At 40.3% G+C, this 21,063-nt stretch carries 7 protein-coding genes; 4 read left to right on the top strand and 3 right to left on the bottom strand.

Annotated elements, in window-relative coordinates; all coding sequences use genetic code 11:
* On the bottom strand, positions 1-199 hold a 199-nt coding region (locus MXE38_RS09510), incomplete at its 3' end, for a hypothetical protein (RefSeq protein ID WP_246914239.1).
* Between the two features lie 995 nt (positions 200-1,194).
* Here MXE38_RS09510 and MXE38_RS09505 point away from each other — a divergent pair.
* The 3 genes from MXE38_RS09505 to MXE38_RS09495 all read left to right on the top strand — a co-directional run bounded on the left by MXE38_RS09505 (position 1,195) and on the right by MXE38_RS09495 (position 17,630).
* The gene (locus MXE38_RS09505) at positions 1,195-4,395 is read left to right on the top strand and encodes an autotransporter outer membrane beta-barrel domain-containing protein (RefSeq protein WP_246914236.1); all 3,201 of its coding nucleotides are present in this window, start codon (positions 1,195-1,197) and stop codon (positions 4,393-4,395) included.
* An 880-nt stretch (positions 4,396-5,275) separates the two neighbouring features.
* Positions 5,276-10,969 (top strand): autotransporter domain-containing protein, encoded by a 5,694-nt coding sequence (locus MXE38_RS09500; protein ID WP_246914234.1) that lies wholly within the window; start codon positions 5,276-5,278, stop codon positions 10,967-10,969.
* 886 nt (positions 10,970-11,855) lie between these two features.
* Positions 11,856-17,630, top strand: a complete 5,775-nt coding sequence (locus tag MXE38_RS09495; protein WP_246914232.1) for an autotransporter domain-containing protein — start codon at positions 11,856-11,858, stop codon at positions 17,628-17,630.
* 695 nt (positions 17,631-18,325) lie between these two features.
* On the opposite strand, the gene tadA is transcribed toward MXE38_RS09495, so the two are convergent.
* Complete coding sequence (tadA, locus tag MXE38_RS09490; RefSeq protein ID WP_246914230.1) at positions 18,326-19,978, bottom strand: tRNA adenosine(34) deaminase TadA; 1,653 nt, start codon at positions 19,976-19,978, stop codon at positions 18,326-18,328.
* A gap of 126 nt (positions 19,979-20,104) precedes the next feature.
* Positions 20,105-20,467, bottom strand: coding sequence for a diacylglycerol kinase (locus tag MXE38_RS09485; protein ID WP_246914228.1), 363 nt, complete (start codon positions 20,465-20,467; stop codon positions 20,105-20,107).
* Between the two features lie 303 nt (positions 20,468-20,770).
* On the opposite strand from MXE38_RS09485, the gene MXE38_RS09480 reads away from it, so the two are divergent.
* Entirely contained in the window at positions 20,771-20,947 is a 177-nt protein-coding gene (locus tag MXE38_RS09480; RefSeq protein ID WP_246914226.1) for a hypothetical protein, read from the top strand.
* The last annotated feature ends 116 nt before the right edge of the window (positions 20,948-21,063 follow it).

The following is a 21,063-nucleotide window of genomic DNA, read 5'->3' as shown; positions in this document are numbered from 1 at the left end:
AGTTTGTGTTCTCATTCTCTTCCATTGCTTTTACCTTTTTAAAGGTTGCAAGGTTGCCCTCGATATCACTACGAATATTCTCAAAATCGAAGTGTTGATCTATGGCTAGCAGAGTTGGCTCATTTGCGAGTATTTCCTCTCTGGAAGCATTAATGAGAGGGGTTGCATTTTGGTGAGTAAAGATATATGATCTTGACATAATGTGTTATCCTTGGGGAGTGTGTGTATTTAAGATAATACTAATATAGTATACCATTATACCCCAAGGTTTTCAAGAAAAATCCCCTCCGTCCAGCCGATATATATCACGTTTTTGATTTATAGAAGTGCCCTCTTAAAGGTCATGGTACCAACAAAACTACCATTACAGTTGGCCAAAATGGTACCTTATTAGTTAGTGGTGAGAATCTTGCCAATTTAATTAATAAGGAAAATGCCTGGGGAGATACTAATGGTGCTGGCATCCTTATCAATCAGGGTACAGTAGATACCTTACTCACCAGCATTGATGCAACTCTTTATACCACTGACATCGTTTCTAATGATGATGTACAAGACAATAAGATTGCCTTCCACTCTGATGGCGGTACTCTTAATACTCAAGATTTATCTTTAGCTGAGTCTGGCACTTCTGGCTTATCAATTGGCAAGGGCACCATTGATGTTGGTGGTACCTTAACCTTAACTGCAAAAGAGGCCTCTGGCAACTTTGTTGTAAATACTGGTAACTTAGTACTTGCTAATGAAGTTAAGTCAAGCAACGATGCCAAACTTGTTCTTGGTGATGGCAGCAACAACTATGCTTCTTTACAACTAGGTGACATCTACTTTGATGAAGACACCAATAAGATCGAGCACACTGCTGACACTGGTGCAACCGTTGATGTTGATTTAAAGTTAACTGGTAAGGACTCGACCAATACATCCAAGTTAAATGTTAAGTATGGTCATTGGACTGCTAAGGACATCACTGCTAAGAATGCTACCATTAAAATTGGCTCCTCTGATCTCGAGGTAGAAGGTGCCACGGATCCTCAGGATCACAAGTTTGGTTTAACTGCTAATTCATTAACTCTTAATGAAGATGCCAAGGTAACTGTTCATCAGAACCTCGAAGACTCTACCCAAGCACAAGAGCTTGTAGTTGGTAAGCTAACCACTACCGCAGAAGAAGCAATTACCCTTCACGGTGATATGACCTTAAAGGGTGATGACTCTGTGCCTAACAAGTTTGGTTTAGCTTTAAAAGCAAAGGCCATTTCTGTAGAGCAAGGTGGTTCCTTAACTATTACTGATGCAGCTCTTAACGCTATTAAGATTGACGATAATACTGTAACCATTCAGGATAATGCCTATGCAGCTAATGCTTTAGTATCTAAGACTGGCTCTGTTGTAAATCTTGATTTTACAAGTGGCACAAGTCTTTCTAATGAGGCTCTTACTCAGTTACGCAAGAAGTTATTTGATTTAAATGGCAAAGATCATTTAGCTGGTACCTTAAACGTTGGTGATGCTAAGATTGCTGGTCTTCCAACTGTTGGCAGTGATGGCAAGGTTGAGTGGAGTGATCTTGCAGCCAATAAGGATGTTATCACTGACACCACTAACAATGATTTAATGAACGCTACTGTTACTGGTGTAACCAGTGCAAAACCAATTCGTGGTTCCTTTGGTGCTGTTACCTCTACTCAGGCAACTGACATTAATAATGACGAGCGCTTAACCTTAAATAAGGCCGACCAGGGCTACTTTGCAGCTCAGGTTGATGCACATGGTAATCTTGTTAAGGACGGCGAGGGCAATGTAGTTGCTTTAGGCTTCACTGTTGCTCAAGACACTGATTTAACCTTAAACAACGGCGGTAAGGCTGGCAATATTACCTTAAACGCAAACTCAGGCTTAGTCATTGGCGGCAAGACTGATGGCGTAACTGAACTTACTAATGTTTCTGGTGGCACAGGTGCTTCCTTAGAGTTATTAGCTGGCACCTTACAGGTAACTAATAAGAATAAGAAGGCCGAAGTATCTGTTGATGAGTTAAGCACTGCTGCTGGCACCACCTTAAAGGCAGATAAGTTAACTGTATCCTCTACCTCTGAGGTTAAGGGTAACTTAGACGTTACCACTAAGGCTGAGTTTAAGGGCAAGGCTAAATTATCTGGTCAGAACACCTTAGCTGCTGTTGACTTTAAGGATAATGCCTCTATCGTTGCAGGTAAGACCACTGTTAGCGGCGACTTAAATGTAGCTGATACTAAGAAATTGTCAGTAATTGGTGGTGCAGCACTTGATGTTAAGACCTTAAAGGCTCTTGGTACTGGCACTGAGATCTTTGTAGGTCAATCTAAGGATGAGCCTAATGGTATTGACAGCACTAGTGGCGTATTAGCAGCTAATCTCTTTAACCTAAATGGCGCTTATTTAGTTATCGATCCAGAGTTTGGCGAGGCAGCTTCCTTTGCTGGTGCTGACATTTTTGGTAATGATGCTCAGGCTGAGGATGCTGGTATCGTTCATGGTAATATTTACGCCTTACAAAATGCTATTGCCTCTATCGGTAATAAGGACGAGAAGGAAGTAAAGGCTAAATTTGCTCAGTTCCTTGATTCTAAAACTGGCTCCTTACAAAAAGATGGCGTTGGTGCTATTGCTTATGTAGCTAAGAATGTAAAGATCAATGATGGCTCTAAGATCGTAGTTGATCCAACTGCTACCGATAAGACCTATAACGCTACCGCTAACACTACTGAGTACAATAAGGGCGACCTCTACTTAGGTAATGGTGCTGCTTTAGCTGTAGACGTAAGTGCCTTAGCTGATTCAACAAAGGCAGCAATTACCTTTAATAAGACTAATGCAGATGCTGTTGTTTATGCCAAGGATTCTACCAAGTCTGCAATCTACGTAACTGGCAGCTTAGCTGATATCAATAAGAATGCAATCAAGCTCTTTGCCAATACAGCTAGTGGCCAAAAAGTAAATCTTGAGTTAGGTAATACCGCTGGCGCTGAAAAAGGCAAATTAACTGTTCAAACCATTAATGGCTTATATGCTGGTTCCCTCACAGAAGGTGATATTACCTCTGCTCCTGTTAATTTAGCTTTCCAAACTCAAAAGGCAAAACAAACCTTTGATGTTGTTTCTGCTCCAGTACAGGACACCTTATTAGCAGCTGGCGCTGGTTTCTTTGACTATGATGTATCTCAGTCAAAAGACAAGGTCTTAGGTGCTGTTGCTGAAGGCATTACTAAAGATGGTAATAACTTCTACTACGGCAAGAAGGAGCCTAATGAAAGCAACAAGCTAGATTCAACTAAGCCAGCTGATAAGGCCATTCTTGATAAGTTAGCTAACGGCACTGTAGTTGATGGTGTTGTTTACTACGCTCCTGAGAACGAGTTAATTGAGAACATCTTGGTTAACGGCAGCAACCCAATGGATGCCGAAACCAATGCACGTTTAGCTGTATTCGGTGGTGCTCCACAGGCTGCTATTGAGGCTGGTGCTTCTACCTACGAGGCAATTTCTGCTCGCATGGGTGTTGGTGTAAGCGGCGTTTCATCTGCTGCTAACGGTCAGGGCGGCGCAATCTGGGTAACTCCAGTTTACAAGAGCGCTGATGCTGATGGCTTTAATGCTGACAACAAGTCCTACGGTGCTGATGTTAAGCTTTATGGCTTAGCTTTAGGTGCTGACATTGAAGTTGCTCCAAACTTCAAGGTTGGTGGTATGTTCAACGTAGGTTCTGGTGATGCTGATGGTCAGGGCTTAGGTTCTAACGTGTCTAACGACTTTGATTACTACGGCTTAGGCTTATATGCTGGCTACAGCATGGATGCCTTCTCCTTAGTAGCTGACGTTACCTACACTGCTGTTGATAACGATATTGAGGGCAACACCGACTTAGGTAAGGTAACTACCTCTATCGATTCTACTAACTTATCTGTAGGTGTTACTGGTCAGTACAAGTTATCCTTAGCTGGTATGGACGTAACTCCACACGCTGGCTTACGTTACTCCATGATTGATATGGATGACTACTCCACTGCTTACTCACAGAATGATAGCGATAGCATCAATATCTTCTCTTTACCAGTTGGTGTAACCATCGCTAAGGAGTATGTATCCGACACTTGGACTGTTAAGCCAAGCTTTGACTTGACCTTAACTGGCAACTTTGGTGATGACGAGGTTGACGCTACCGCTAAGTGGAACGGCTACTCCAACTTATCTACCACTGTTAAGTCTGAGATCATGGACAACTTCACCTACGGTGCAGCTGTTGGTGTCTCAGCTACCTCTGGCAACTTTGGTTTAGGCTTAGGTGTTAACTACACTGGCTCTTCTAACACTGATGAGTTTGGTGTAAACGCCAATGCACGTTACATGTTCTAAGCTTAAATAGAGCATTTAACGAAAAAATTCTTAAATTGAGGCTTGAGACTTAGCAGAAAGGCAAGCTCTGTTAAATTAAGAGCCTCTTTTTAGGAAGTTAAAAATACAAAAGGCAGGACGCTTATTAAAATAAGCGCCCTGCCTTTTTGGCTTTTAATTTTCGATTTTAAACAGCAACAAAGAAAAGTTCTCTACTCTCTCTAATTTTGCTTGTTTGCATGTGTTCTTAGCTGTAATGAAAATTACCTAACTATCAAACTCTATTTTCTAAAAATACAAACCAGTGCCCCTAAACTTTTCTTTTTGCTAAAAGACTACGCACTACAAGCATTAATTATGTCTAATATAAGTTTGACTTCATTTAGTTTTACAAAGTTAACAAAATAGGCATAGATTATGCTTTTTTTTTTTTTTTCGACTAATTTTTAGACACACCGCTTAAAACACCATTCCAGAGCTCTTTTTACGTCATTTGAGCTCTACGTAGTTGTTTTGTCTTACATCCCGCATTAGTAGTGTCTCTTTTAAGTTGGTGCCTATCAACACTAGAGAATTTGACCTGCTTAAATTAGCTTTAGCGTGCTACTTTAAAAGCAAGTCATTACTACTTCTACCTCTTAGCTACGAGCTAGTAAAAGATAGCTTGTACAACCTTACTTAGGCCCCAAGGCCTATATGCACTTTAGCTTACATGTATATGTCAGGAACTACCAAGTCTTACGACAAGTTCCACACAAAAACCTAATGCTTGAAGGTCAATTTTATCAGTAAATAAAACGCCCGCTCAGTACAAAGCGGCCCCTTTACTACGACCTCAAACCAAACAAGCTAAAGCTGCCAAGACAAAACATCCCACTCATTTTTCATTTTTATATTACAAATGAAGCAAACAAACAACGCCATTAAATTCTTAATGGCTCAATACCGTGCAATCTTCCAGAATGCATATTTCAAGGGCTTAGCTACCGCCGCTGTAGTAACTGCTGGCTTAGCCGCTGGCCAGGCTCAGGCTGCTGCTATTACACCAGATAACTGGTCAACCCTAACAGGTGAGCAGAAAGTAGAAAAAACAGAAACTTTTGCTTTCTCTGGTGCAGCTAATGGTACTAATACTAATATCACTAAGCTTACCATTACTTCAACAGGCAATCATGAAATTAAGTCTGGTTCTGTTGTAGCAACAAATGCTGAGTTCATATATAACGCAACTGGCGGAAAGTTTGATATCAAGGCAGATAAAAGCACAGCAGGCTCATTAGAAGTTAAGAAATTTGACCTTAAGCAAGGTAAGGTTATTATTGCTGGTCAAGATTCTGCATTAAAGGCAAGAACTTTAAATGTTGGTGATGGCACAGGTAATGCGGAAACTAGTAGTATTGAAGTAGGAACTACTTCTGTATTAGGTGATGAGCTTTCTGAAGCTGCTGCAGATACTTTAACTAATATCGTAGTTAATTCTGATGGTGTTATCACTAATACCAAAGCATCTGGAACAAGTGAAGAAGTAACAATTCATGCAGCCACATTAAATATCAATGGCGGTAAAATTGTTAATGTTGATCCTGATTCTAGCGCTGATGCAAATAATACAACTTTAACCATCAATCTATCTGAAGGTTCCTTATCAAATAAAGGCGCTATTGAGGTAGCAGCCAATGGTACTGTTGCATTAACTTTTGATGATACAGCCATTACTAAATCTTCTACTGACACCACTAAACTAAAGAAAGAGTTTAATGTAGGTGAAGGTACCTTAGACGTTAAGGGCAAATTAGTTGTATCAGGAGCAGCAGCTGCCCCAGCTACTTTGAAGCTTGCAACTAATACAACTGTTCAAGGCAGTGGTGAACTCATCGTTTCAGGTGCTGGCACTATTCTCGAGGCAGATCTAGCTACTGTAAATAAGGCTGCGAAGGGTGCTAAGTTAAATATTAGTGGTGGTGCTCTTGACTTGGGCGATTCCGCAGTTGATCTCACTGCAAATGCTACTGATACTAATAAACTCATTCTTAATGATTCAACAGCTGATGTATCAACAGGTCAGATTAAGTTTACTAACGGTTCAACTTTAAAGGCTGGAGCTATTACATTTGATGCCGATCGTAATGCTAAGCTTTTTGCTGATACCTTAACTATTACATCTGGCAATGGTACAGCACTAAATATTGAAAATGCCGTATTAAGTGCCAATAGCGGACTTACAATTGATGCAAATACAGTTCTTAAGAATGATGCAAACTTAGGCACTGATTCAATTGCTGAAATCAATGGTAAAAAAGGCTTTACCTCTTTAGAGGATGCCGATAAGATCAAGGCTTTATTAGCTCATACTGGTACTATCAGTAAGGGTACTAATGTAGCTAGTGCCTTAACTGTTGAAAATGATAAGTCACTCAAGATTGATAATGGCTCTTGGACTAATGACGTTGCTTTAACTTTAGGTACTGATTCCAAAAAAGGTTCTTTAGTTATTGGTAAAGCTGATACTAATAATACAGCTGCAAGCTTAAAGTTTAATGCAGGTTCCAAGCTAATATTAACTAGCGGTGATATTACCGTTGGTGCAGGCACCCCTCAGAAACTTTTACAAGCAACCTTAGATTTCTCTGAGCTTGAGGCTGATAACTTTGTAATTGGCAAAGACAATGCCTCAACAATGACTGCTGAAAATAAAGGCACTATCATTATTTCAGAAGATATTGCAAATAAGATTGTTGCAGCAGAAAACGAAAAGTTAAAAACAATTGTTAATGCTGGCGGTACCTTAAAGGTTGATGGTAACCTTTCTTTGGCAGGTGCTAAGCTTAAGAAGACTGGCGGTAATGCAGGCGATATTCAACTTGCTGGTACCTTACAAGCCAATGAGTTAACAATTACTGGCTTAAATACCGAATTAGAGCTCGGTACTGCAACCATTTTAGCTGAGACCTTAAAGCTTGATGGCACTACAGAGGGCGGTACTAAGCTTGGTTCTGGTAACTTTGTAGCAAATACTACCTTAACTGCTACTGCTAATGACACAACTCTTACTGTAGGCAAGGGTGCTAATGTTAAATTAGGTAACATCATTGATGGTGTTGCTCAATCTCAAGGTGGTGCTGTAGAGCTTAACTTAGATGTTAATGCAGCAGACACTAAAAATGGTACTGTTACTGTAGCAACTGGTAACTGGACTGGTAAGAACGTAACTCTTACCAAGAGCGGTGATTTTGTAGTTGGCGGTCAAGATCTTAAAGATAATGCTAAGTCTGTAGCTTCTTTCAATGCTGCTGATAGCACCTTAAAGATTGTTGATGAAAACTCAACAGTTACAATTGCCAAGGATAGCTCTGCTACCTTTGCTCAATTAGACCAAGCAAATGGTACCATTAATGTAAGTGGTACTTTAACTTTAACTGGTAAAGAGTCGGGCAAAGCAACAAGTGGCGACTTATCATATGGTGTTGTAACCAAGGCTGGTGATATTAAAGTTGATGGTGCAGATGCTGTTTTACATTTTGGTGAAACTGCTGTTAAAGCTATTACCTTTAGTGGTGACTCCATTAAATATGATGCTGCTAAGTTAGCAGAAGATGACCCATTCGCTAATAATGTTACCTTAAGCAACTTCGGTACTTTAAAGCTCGATTTTGCTAAGGATACCAAGCTTACAAAGGATCAGATTAAAGCTTTACGTACTGAGTTCCTTAAGAATCAAGATGGCAATGGCTACTTAGATTTAACCAATGTTACCATCAGCGATGTTAATGTTACTCAAAACGCAGATAAAGGCAATCGCTATGAGATTACTTACGAAGAGCTTCAAAATGTAGGCGATCTTTCTGAGAGTGTTGTAGTTGAAAACCTTAAGGATGCTACTGTAACTGGTATTGAAGCAGGTAATGCTGTTCAAGGTGTAGTAGGCAACTTAGAGGGCAAGGGCACAACTAGCGAAATCACTATTGCTGGCGCTACCTTAAATAAGGGTGAGAATGGCTTTGCTAATAACCAATCTGGTACAACTGTTAACATGACTGTTAACCAGGGCGGCTTCTTACACTTAAAGAATGGCGGTACTGCTAACAAGATTACCTTAGCAGCTGGCGCTGATGCAGACAATCAGACTAAACTCATTATTACTGATGGTAAGAACACTATTGATGAAGTAGCTGGTAAGACTAATACTAGCTTACAAATCAATGGCAATACTACCAATGTTGCTATTAATAAAGGCTTAGCTGTTGGTTCAATTGAGACTGCGGCTGGCTCCTCTTTAACTGTTGGCAAGAATGCTAGCTTTAAGGGTGATGCTAAGTTAGCTGGTGATACCTCTATTACTGGTACTTTAACTGTTGATGGTGCATTCGAGGCTTCTGGTAACTTAAATGTTTCTGGCGCTTCAACCTTCAAGGGTAAAGCAACTCTTTCTGGTGCTAAGAACAGCTTAGGCGATGTTACATTTACGGAAGCAGGCAACAAGATTGCTCAAGGTCAAACCTTTGCCTCTGATATCAAGCTTGGCAATGACGTTAACTTAGTAGTTGGTACTGAGCCTGTTCAAGGTAATGCAGCTCTTGCTAATGGTGCTTCTGCTACCTTAGTAACTAATAAGTTAAGCTTAAATGATGGCGATTTATACATTGATCCTAACTACAATGTAGCAAGCTCAATTGTAATTGCTAACGAGTTATCTAATGCAAATCAGGCTAACTTAAAGACTGATGCTGGTTCTTTAGGTGGTTCTGTAGTAGCTTTACAAAACTCTATTTTTGCTGTTGGCTTAGACACCACTGATAAGGCTGCTGCTTTAGCTGCTGTTAAGTCTGAATTAGCTCCTTTATTCAAGGCTAATGGTGCTCTTGATGAGAGCAAGATTGGTGCTGTAGCTTATATTTCAAAGAAGATTACTCTTGGTGCTACTGACCAATTAGTAGTTGACTCATCTAAGAGCTTAACTGCTTTCAACAATGCAGATCAATCATATAAAGATATTGTTACTACTAACGATATTGTATTAGGTGCAAACTCTGCTTTAGCTATTGATGGCAAGGCATTTGAAGGTACCCAAGCTCCTATTACCTTACAAGCTAACTCAGCTGTTTATGCTGGTAAGGATGCCAAGATTCTCTTAACTGGCTCTAATGTTGTAGCTCAAGTTAAGGGCAAGAAGTTATTTGACGGTACTGGCCTAACTCTTAATAGCGTCACTTTAGATACTGATAATAACAAGGTATTACGTGTAGAGACCATCAATGGTTGGTTTACTCAGAACTTAACTAATTTCAGCACTACCTTAGCTTTAACTGTTAATGATCAAAAGATGAAGGGCGACTTAGCTGGTGTTTCCGCTCCTGTTGCTGATACCTTAATGTCTGTTGCTTATGGCCATAAGAACTATGAGGCTGTAAAGGCTGATCCATCTGTTAAGGCAGATACTGTTTATGGTATCGCAGCTGGCTTATACAAGAACCCAGATGATGGCAAGTTCTACAATGATACTAATTTCACTCAGCTAGTTGATACTACTAACTTAACTGAGCAATTAAAGAATCACCAAGTTGACGAGAACAATGCTGTTTACTTCGCTCCTGAGAACGAGTTAATCGACAACATTGTTTACAACAATGGTTCTGCTGTTGATGCTGAAACCAATGCACGTTTAGCTGTATTCGGTGGTGCTCCACAGGCTGCTATTGAGGCAGGTGCTTCTACCTACGAGGCTATTTCTGCTCGCATGGGTGTTGGCGTAAGCGGCGTTAGCGCAGCAGCTAACGGTCAGGGCGGCGCAATCTGGGTAACCCCAGTTTACAAGAGCGCTGATGCTGATGGCTTTAATGCTGACAACAAGTCCTATGGTGCTGATGTTAAGCTTTATGGCTTAGCCTTAGGTGCTGACATTGAAGTTGCTCCAAACTTCAAGGTTGGTGGTATGTTCAATGTAGGTTCTGGTGATGCAGACGGTCAGGGCTTAGGTTCTAACGTATCTAACGACTTTGATTACTACGGCTTAGGCTTATATGCTGGCTACAGCATGGATGCCTTCTCCTTAGTAGCTGACGTTACCTACACTGCTGTAGACAACGATATTGAGGGTAACACCGACTTAGGTAAGGTAAATGCCTCTATCGATTCTACTAACCTTTCTGTAGGTGTAACTGGTCAGTACAAGTTATCCTTATCTGGTATGGACGTAACTCCACACGCTGGCTTACGTTACTCCATGATTGATATGGATGACTACGCAACTGCTTACTCACAGAATGATAGCGATAGCATCAATATCTTCTCTTTACCAGTTGGTGTTACCATCGCTAAGGAGTACGTAACTGATACTTGGACTGTTAAGCCAAGCTTTGACTTGACCTTAACTGGCAACTTTGGTGATGACGAGGCTGAGTCTACTGCTAAGTGGAATGGCTTCTCCAACTTATCTACCACTGTTAAGTCTGAGATCATGGACAACTTCACCTATGGTGCTGCTGTTGGTTTATCAGCTACCTCTGGTAACTTTGGTTTAGGCTTAGGTGTTAACTACACTGGCTCCTCTAACACTGATGAGTTTGGTGTAAACGCCAATGCACGTTACATGTTCTAAGCTTAAATAGAGCATTTAACGAAAAACTACTTAAATTGAGGCTTGAGACTTGGCAGAAAGGCAAGCTCTGTTAGATTGAGAGCCTCTTTTTAGGTAGTCCAAAATATAAAAGGCAGGACGCTTATTAAAATAAGCGCCCTGCCTTTTTGGCTTTTAATTTTCGATTTTAAACAGCAACAAAGAAAAGTTCTCTACTCTCTCTACTTTAACTTGTTTGCATGTGTTCTTAGCTGTAATGAAATTTTCCTACCTATCAAACTCTATTTTCTGGAAATACAAACCAGTGCCTCTAAACTTTTCTTTTCACTAAAAGACTACGCACTATAAGCATTACTTATGTCTAATATTAGGTTGACATCATCTAGTTTTAAAAAGTCAGCAAAATAGGCATAGATTATGCTTTTTTTTTTTTTTCGACTAATTTTTAGACACACCGATTAAAAACACCATTCCAGAGCTCTTTTCACATAATTGGGCTCTTTGTAGTTGTTTTGTCTTACATCCCGCACTAGTAGTGTCTCTTTTAAGTTGGCACCTACCAATGACAGAGATTTTGACCCGCTTAAATTAGCTTTAGCGTGCTAGTTTAAGAGCTGTCTTTACTACTTTTACCTCTTAGCTACGAGTTAACAAACCTTAGCTTGTACAAAATTAAACTTAGGCCATGAGCCTATTAGCACTTTAGCTTTTGCGTGTAATTGTTAGGAATTACTTAGTCTTACAACTAAGTCACCTACTCCACATTCTACCTAATGTTTGAATGTCATTTTATCAGTAAACAAAGCGCCCGCTCCGTACAAAGCGAGCCTTTACTGCGATTTCAAATAGATAAGGCTAAAGCTGCCAAGACAAAACATCCCACATCATTTTTCATTTCATATTACAAATGAAGCAAACTAACAATGCCATTAAGTTCTTAATGGCTCAATACCGTGCAATCTTCCAGAATGCATATTTCAAGGGCTTAGCTACTGCCGCTGTAGTAACCGTGGGCCTAGCTGCTGGCCAGGCTCAGGCTGCTGACTTTTCTAGTACACCTTTAGCAGGTACTGATGAAGTTGTCTGGGACAGTTCAAACGGAGAGTCTTTATCTGGTTCAGGTGAACAACAATGGAATGCACCTTTAAACGTTAAAGGACAAGATAGTTCTCAGCAAAACTTTAAGATCACAGCTAATGGTGATAATTTAACCCTATCTGGTACAGGCTCTTTAACTGTAGATACTAATGATGCAGCAAAGGGTATCAGCCTTGAAGCTGTTTCTGCTGGAACTTTAACTGTTGATATTTCATCCATTAATGTAAACTCTGGTTTGCTTAAAGTTGTCAGCGATACAACCAAAGTTGCTACAATCCAAGCAGATACCATTACATTAGGTCAATCAGTAAGTGAAGCCTCTCTTCTTTCTGGTGAACCAACTGCAGTATTAGACTTAGGAACTAAATCTGTACTTGGTAAAGTAGATCCTAATGGTGGCTCTACCATAAATATCTTTAATGGCGCAGCTCTTAAAATTCAGAATAGTGGTGCCGAAATTGCTGATGTAGCAGTAAATGCTAAACAATTAAATATTAGCGGTGGTTCTATTCTGCTTGGTGAAGGCTCTCAGAATGCCGCAGCTGAAATTAAGATTTCTGAAGGCAGCATGACTGCTGGTAACATCGTAGTTGCAACTAGCGGTACAGCAACAATTTCAGCCCAGAAACCAACAGGTCCTGATGCTCCTGTAAGCTTTAACGTGACTGGTGGTAATGTAGAAGTTTCTGGCACTCTTAAAGTAGACCAGGATGTTGCCATGTCTGTTACTGGTGACGCTAAACTTTACACCAAGACAACTGAAGCACAGGCAGGTATTGAGATTGCCTCTGGTGGTGTATTCAAGACTTCTAAGGAAGCTCTTCTTGGTTTAACTACTGGCAAGAACTCTTCAGATGAAACCTATGTAACAGACGCTGTCGCTGATAAAGGCGCTGTCAACATTGCTAACGGCGGTGTTCTCTATATTATTGGTGATAATGTAAGCCTTAAGGGTTTAACTCTTGCTTCTGGTGGAAATCTAGCAGCTAAGTCTATTACTTCTACAAATAATAAAGGTGAGTCTACCCTAAAATTTGATTCTCTTGTTATTGATGAGAAGGTTGCAAATTCAGATAAGTTCAATGTTGATGTAGTTGGTACCTTAACCTTAGGTGCTGGCGATTACAATGGTAACACTACTGGCGATAAGAGCTTTAACAAAATTACAGCACAAAATTTAGCTGTTGGCTCTACAAATCCATTTAATGTGGGCGATACCATTACTCTTACTAGCATCAATGAAAAGTCTACCGAGACTGATAAGGCAACTGCTGGCACCATTACTGGTGACTTTGACCTTAAGGCAGATACTGGTGATTTGACCGTTAGTGGTGGTAATTATAACACCAGCTCCAATTTAACACTTACTTCTGGTGATTTATCTGTTGTAAATAATGGAACAAACACCTCTAAGTTAACTTTAACTGGTAATGTATTTTTCAACACCAAAGAAGCAACTAACGGTAAATTAATCGCTTCTGGCACTTCCGCAGCTGATGTTGACCGTGTTGTTTTAGATGCATCTGATGCTACCCTTTCTTACAATGACAATGGCTCAAATGCACAAGGCAATGCAAAAATCAATGTTGATTATGCAACCTTGAAGCTTAATGGTGATAACCTTTCTGAGTTATTTGAGCGCACAACTACCAGTGGTGCTATTGCAACTGTCAATAATGGCGGTAAGCTAGTTGTTACTGGTGACCTAGAGCTCAATGCAGATCAAATCGCTGCCACTACCATTACTGGTAAAAAGTCTGGTATTAACTTAACCAGTGGTTCCTTATCAGTTGCTGATACTTTAATTGTAAACAATGTTGCAGCTGCTACTGGATTTAGTTTAGGTAACAATACAGCCGATAATGCCAAGGTAAAGGCTAATACCTTACAGACAGTCATGGCTAATGACGCAAAAGACAATGTCAGCGTACTCAAGTCTGGTACCTTTATCGTAACTAACAGCTTAGTTACTGATTCTACTAAGGGCTTTGAGGTTAATGATAAGGCTACCTTACAATTAGGTGACTTTAAAAAGGTTTCCAACACTGTATCAACATCTGAGACTACTAATGGCACTGCAAATTATGCATTAACTCTAAACCATGCTGATGCTAATTTAAAAGTAGAAGCAGGTGACTGGACTGCCAAGGGCTTAACTGTAACTCTCGGTCAACTCACTGTTGGTAATGATGGATCTAAGTTAGACGCTAATGGCAATGCCTTAAAGAGCTCTTTAACTGTTGATAAGTTAGTAGCTTCTGACGCTTCTAAGGCTGTTAATGTAACTAAGCAGGGTACTTTAAACACTAAAGAAATCAATGTAGATACTGGTTCCATCACTGTTTCTGGCAATATGTCTATTGCTGGCAAATACACTCCAGCTACCACTGGTGATAATGGCACTGCTGAGTCTTTCGGTATTTCATTAAAAGATAATGCCATTACCTTAAAGGAAGGCTCTACTTTAACCTTAGGTGCTGATGCTAACCATGCTTTAGGTTTAGCTGATGTTACTGGTGTAGTAAGTGCTGTTACTGTAAAGGGTGGCTTTAATGCTTCTGGTTCTTTAGTAGGTGAAAGCTTCTCTACTGTTAAATTAACTTTAGGTAAAGATGTTTCCTTTGATGCTGATGGCTTAGAAGGCTTAAAGGCTGCTTTATTTGGCGATACTGGCACTCAAGGCACTATTTCTTTAGGTGATGCTAAGATTGAGTTAGCCTATAAGGGCACCGAAGAAGAGCCTATCTTAGAGTGGAAGGACGTAACAGCTGATCAGAAGCTTGTGCTTCCTAACTTCTCTGATGAAAAGACTAAGATCACTACCATTAAGTTAACTGACACTGGTCCAATTCTTGGCCACTTTGGCTCTGTTCAGGCAACTGGCGTAGCAAGCACACTACCAATCGTTGTTGGCAACAACGGCTCTTTAAATAGCGCTGATGTTGTTCAAGGTCAAGCTAACAAGCTATTTGCCTACAATGAGAAGGGCGAGGTTTTAGGCTTATCTGTAAATGATAAGGTAAACTTTGCACTCGTTAATGGCGGTGAAGCTGGTAAGGTTACCTTAGGTAATGGTTCATCATTATTAGTTGATGGTGGTCAGGCTAACGGTAAGACTGTTTTAGCTGAGTTAACTGGTAAGAAGTCTGAAAAGGTAACTATTGCTGGTGACTTAGACGTTAAAGGCAAGTTAGATCTTAACAAGGTTGAGTCTAAGGAAGGCACTACCTTAAATGTTGCTAAGGATGCAACTTTAGCTGGTGTATCTACTTTAGAAGGTAAAACCGTAGTGGCAGGCAAGCTCACTGCTGAGCAGGCCTTTACCTCTACAGGCGACTTACAAGTAACTGATAAGACTCTCTTTAAGAATGTAGCTAAACTATCTGGTCAAAACATTGTTTTAGGCGAAGTTGAGTTTAGTGGTGCTGCTACCTTAGCTGGTCAAAACATTACTTTAGGTGTAGCAACCTTCAAGGATGACTCTGCTATTACTAAGGGCCAAACATTTGCCTCTGACATTAAGCTTGGTAGTGGTGTTGAGTTAGTGGTTGGTACTGAGGCTGTAACTGAGGGTGGTAATATCACTAATGGTACCAGCGCAACAGTAGTAACTAAAAATTTAACCTTAGCCGATGGTGAGCTTTATATTGATCCAAACTTCAATGTAGAAAGCTCTATTGTAGTTGCTGGTCAGTTATCTGGCAATAGTCTTCCTGCCAATGATGCTGGTACTTTAGACGGTAAAGCTTTAGTACTTCAAAATGGTATTTTAGGCATTGGCTTAGACACCACTAATAAGGATGCCGCTATTGCTCAAGTTAAGTCTGAGTTAGCTCCTTTATTCAAGGCTAATGGTGCTCTTGATGAGAGCAAGATTGGCTCTGTAGCTTACACTGTTAAGAAAGTAACCTTAGGTGCAGGTGATCAATTAGTTGTTGACTCCAAGAAGACCGTAACTTCCTACAAAGCAAATCCAGTAACTCAAGCTCTTTATTTAGGTGAGAAGTCAGCTTTAGCTATTGATGGCAAAGCTTTTGAGGGTACTCAGGCTCCTGTTACCTTACAAACTAACTCAAAGATTTATGCTGGTAAGGATGCCAAGGTTCTCTTAACTGGCTCTAATGTTGTAGCTCAGGTTAAGGGCAAGAAGTTATTTGACGGTAATGGCTTAACTCTTGAAGGTTATGCAGCACCTGGCAGCAGTCCAGTATTACGTGTAGAGACCATTAATGGTTGGTTCAATCAGGATCTTACCGACTTAAGCACTCAGTTAGAATTAGTAGTAAACGCCACTAAGATGAAGGGCGACTTAGCTGGTGTTTCCGCTCCTGTTGCTGATACCATAATGTCTGTTGCTTATGGCCATAAGAACTATGAGGCTGTAAAGGCTGATCAATCCGTTGAGAAAGACGTTGTTTATGGTGAATTAGCTGAAGGTATTGTAAAGGATGCTGATAACAACTTCTACTTTGGTAAGAAGAACAATAATGGCACTAATAAAGTAAACGATCAGGCATTGTTAGACAGATTAGCTAAAGCTACTGTAACCGATAGTGGTGCTGTTATTTACTTCGCTCCTGAGAACGAGTTAATCGACAACATTGTTTACAACAACGGTTCTGCTGTTGATGCTGAAACCAATGCACGTTTAGCTGTATTTGGTGGTGCTCCACAGGCAGCTATTGAGGCTGGTGCTTCTACCTACGAGGCTATTTCTGCTCGCATGGGTGTTGGTGTAAGCGGTGTAAGCGCAGCAGCTAACGGTCAGGGCGGCGCAATCTGGGTAACTCCAGTTTACAAGAGTGCTGATGCTGATGGCTTTAATGCTGACAACAAGTCCTACGGTGCTGATGTTAAGCTTTATGGCTTAGCCTTAGGTGCTGACATTGAAGTTGCTCCAAACTTCAAGGTTGGTGGTATGTTCAACGTAGGTTCTGGTGATGCTGATGGTCAGGGCTTAGGTTCTAACGTATCTAACGACTTTGATTACTACGGCTTAGGCTTATATGCTGGCTACAGCATGGATGCCTTCTCCTTAGTAGCTGACGTTACCTACACTGCTGTAGACAACGATATTGAGGGTAACACCGACTTAGGTAAGGTAAATGCCTCTATCGATTCTACTAACCTTTCTGTAGGTGTAACTGGTCAGTACAAGTTATCCTTATCTGGTATGGACGTAACTCCACACGCTGGCTTACGTTACTCCATGATTGATATGGATGACTACGCAACTGCTTACTCACAGAATGATAGCGATAGCATCAATATCTTCTCTTTACCAGTTGGTGTAACCATTGCTAAGGAGTACGTAACTGATACTTGGACTGTTAAGCCAAGCTTTGACTTGACCTTAACTGGCAACTTTGGTGATGACGAGGTTGACGCTACCGCTAAGTGGAACAGCTACTCCAACTTATCTACCACTGTTAAGTCTGAGATCATGGACAACTTCACTTATGGTGCAGCTGTTGGTGTATCAGCTACCTCTGGCAACTTTGGTTTAGGCTTAGGCATCAATTACACTGGCTCCTCTAACACTGATGAGTTTGGTGTAAACGCCAATGCACGTTACATGTTCTAAGCTTAAATAGAGCATTTAACGAAAAAACTCTTAAATTGAGGCTTGAGACTTGGCAGAAAGGCAAGCTCTGTTAAATTAAGAGCCTCTTTTTAGGAAGGCCAAAATACAAAAGGCAGGACGCTTATTAGCTTAAGCGACCTGCCTTTTTGGCTTTTAGAATAATACTTTGAAAATAGCACCAAGCTTTTTTGAGCTTTGACTCTTAATGGGCATTAAGCTTCAACTCCTGGCATAGGGCTTGTCCTTAGCTACTGTAAAGTTAAGTTTCATTGTTCAAATTGCTTATTACGACAATAGGTTAGCCTTGATACGCAGGAACCACATTTACTTGCCAATGGGAGTTGGTCAGTACTAAGTATTAATTACTATTGAGCCTTTAATATTAATAAATGTCTGTCATGGTATGTCTTTATTAATTTGGTGAGCTGTAGAGCTCTATAGCACGCTAAAAAATGCATGAATTATGATGTCTGGCAAATCATACCTACCTAACCCTATAGTGCGGTTTTTGGGGCGCTATAAGGCCTTTTGCGAGGGCTTGTGAGATGGCGTATGTTTATTGGCTTTCAGATATGGCCGCAAGGCTCATGTGCAGGTGCGGGCGGTCGATTGATGTTAGGAGAAGATATTGCCCCATATCAGGCCTGATAAGGCACTGTATGAGGCAGGATAGAGCATCAATGATGCTTGGTTAATTAGTCCTGATTAGCTTGATTAGCTTTATCTTGCTTTTCCGCCTTCTTTTCTTCACGTCTTCTAGCAAAGAATTGGCTTAAAACGCTAGCACATTGCTCTTGCATTACCCCTCCTCTTACTAAGACTTTGTGGTTATGTTTATAATCATTAATCAAATGCAACATAGAGCCACAAGCTCCAGTCTTAGGATCATAAGCACCAAACACAACTTCTTTTAAACGGGCATGAACAAGTGCCATGGCGCACATACAACAAGGCTCTAATGTCACATACATAGTGCACTCATTCATACGGTAATTACAAAGATTTTTGCCTGCGTTACGTAAGGCAATAATTTCAGCATGAGCGGAGGGATCATTATTGGTAATAGTTTGATTATTACCGCCTCCTACAATATTACCTTGAGCATCAACAATGATCGCACCTACAGGTACTTCTCCTTTTAAAGCAGATTCTTGAGCTAGTTCTAGAGCTACACTCATATAGTAGCGATCCTTGTCTGAGCAAGTAACTTTTTGCTCTGTGTTAGATTGCTTATCATTGTGGCTCTTCGACGCTACTTTGGTATTAACGATATTATTATCGTAACTAGAATAACTAGCATTCATAGGTCTATCGCTAACTCTAAGCACTGGTCTGGTGGTGTTAGTTGTAGCAGCAGTGTTAGTTGCAGTGGTATTGGTAGCTTGCTGTCCTTTAGAAGCAGTAGACTCACTATCCACTCTATGATTATCCTCAGAACTATGAGAGTGTTTGCTATTGTTCTGTGCAGACAATTCGTTTAGAGAAGAACCATTGCTTAAATCATAAGCCTGAGCTTTATTAGTCTGTTGCGACAAATTAGGTCTTGTGCTTGGACAATTACCACTTAAGACATTGATATCATCATAGTAATCACTTACTTGTTGTCTACAAGATGATACTTTCTCAATAGCCCCAACCCTCTGATCAAACTCAACTTCTTGAGTTATGCCTGTAGAGGTTTTGTTCTTAACCTGAGCATCATTATTAGTCTTTACAAGGTTAATATCGTCACTATTAAGTAAGGCATCAGCTGGGCTTTGCTTTTGGCCTTGGCCCTGGCTTAGGTCGTGGCCTTGGCCTTGGACTTGGACTTGAGCTGATTGCTCCTGACTTACAGAAGCCTGTTCTGTAAGAGCATTATTACTCTTACAGGTATGAAGCACTTCATTTAGGCAAGATACATTAATGTCAACCTCTGACTTGCTTTGGCTCTCTTGCTCAGCAATTTTAGACAGTAGCTTTTTAGAACCTAGCTTCAATATATTATTTTCAAAAGCACAGAGCAGATGAAAAGAGTCATTAGAATCTTTGGCAGTGCTATTTTGCTCAAATATACCCTGTTTGGTTACAAATATCAGCCTATCCTTGTATTGAGGAAAGTATCTTAAGAAGATAGCGCTATATTCAAGAACGCCTAAACCAAGAGGATTTTTTACTGAGCCAACTGAAATGGAAGATAAAACTTTGCCTTTGTTATTTAAGGGCTTATTTTTCAAATCTAAGCTCTCAAAATCACATACAACTCTGATATCGAAAACAATGGCACCACCCCTATGCACTTTAAGATGACGAAATTTGATACCAGGCTGGTTTAAAATGTCGAAATTACACTCATTATTATTTTCCATTATTACCAATACCTCAAACCTCTGTTGTTACGATAATAGGTTAACCTTGAAACGCAGAAAAACCCCATGAGCTTACCCATGGAGGTTCGTCTAAGAGCGATAAAGCAGCTCTACAGTAGACATACCTTAGGCAACTAAGATAACAATCCATGTAAGAGCAGTTAAACATAACATTACAAAAACAGCAGCAGATCCTATATCCTTGGCTCTACCTGAGAGTTCATGGTATTCATCACCAATACGATCCACCACCGCTTCAATAGCAGAATTTAATAGCTCTACAGTAAAGGTAAGCCATGGCATTAACGCTAAGAGTAAAAACTCTACTGCACTATCGGCCACGCCTATAGCAATCAGCGTTAAAACTATACCTAAAACTAATTCTTGTCTTAAAGCAGCTTCATTTTTTAGACCTGCCTTAAATCCCTGCATTGAGTACTTGCCAGCATTAAAAATGCGCTTTAATCCAGTAGCTCCAGTCTTGGCCATGTTTAAACTCACCCAAAAAGTCAAATATATCCAACATGATATCTATTAGCTAATACGCCAAATCTCAACTATTATATCACTATCATAATATGACTAGAGGTTTAGTTTTTATGCTAATGGCCTTTCTCTAGGTGCCCTGTCCATGCAAAACTTACTTACTTACTTACTTACTTACTTAGTGCTAGTACTTTTCTTGCCATACCTTTCAATATTCTTATCTTACTTACGCCGCTTTAGACTACCTACAATAATAAGTAATAGGTCATCACAAAAGACTCTACCCAAGCAGCAATTGCTGCTGCTATGGTACGCCTCATTGATCCTTACAATGCTACTTTAGCCTTTGTTGGTGCTGCTTTCTGGGGCTTTGGTCATGGTTTTACTTATGCCTGTCTCTTTGCCAAAGTACCTGATGTTTGCGAATATGGTGAGTACATTGAGCATAAGCGCCATGAGGGCTTAACCTATGGGATCAATTGAAAATCTTGTGGGATTTTTTTAATCACACTATTTTGCACCAAAATAAATCAACGATCTATTTTGATGCAAGTAATAATTTTTACAAAACATTATGCATGCGCTGTCTTAACGGAACC

The sequence above is a fragment of the Anaerobiospirillum sp. NML120448 genome (assembly GCF_023050945.1).
Lineage (GTDB): Bacteria > Pseudomonadota > Gammaproteobacteria > Enterobacterales > Succinivibrionaceae > Anaerobiospirillum.
Note: the sequence above shows the minus strand (reverse complement) of the source record. Positions and strands in the feature narration are given on the sequence as shown.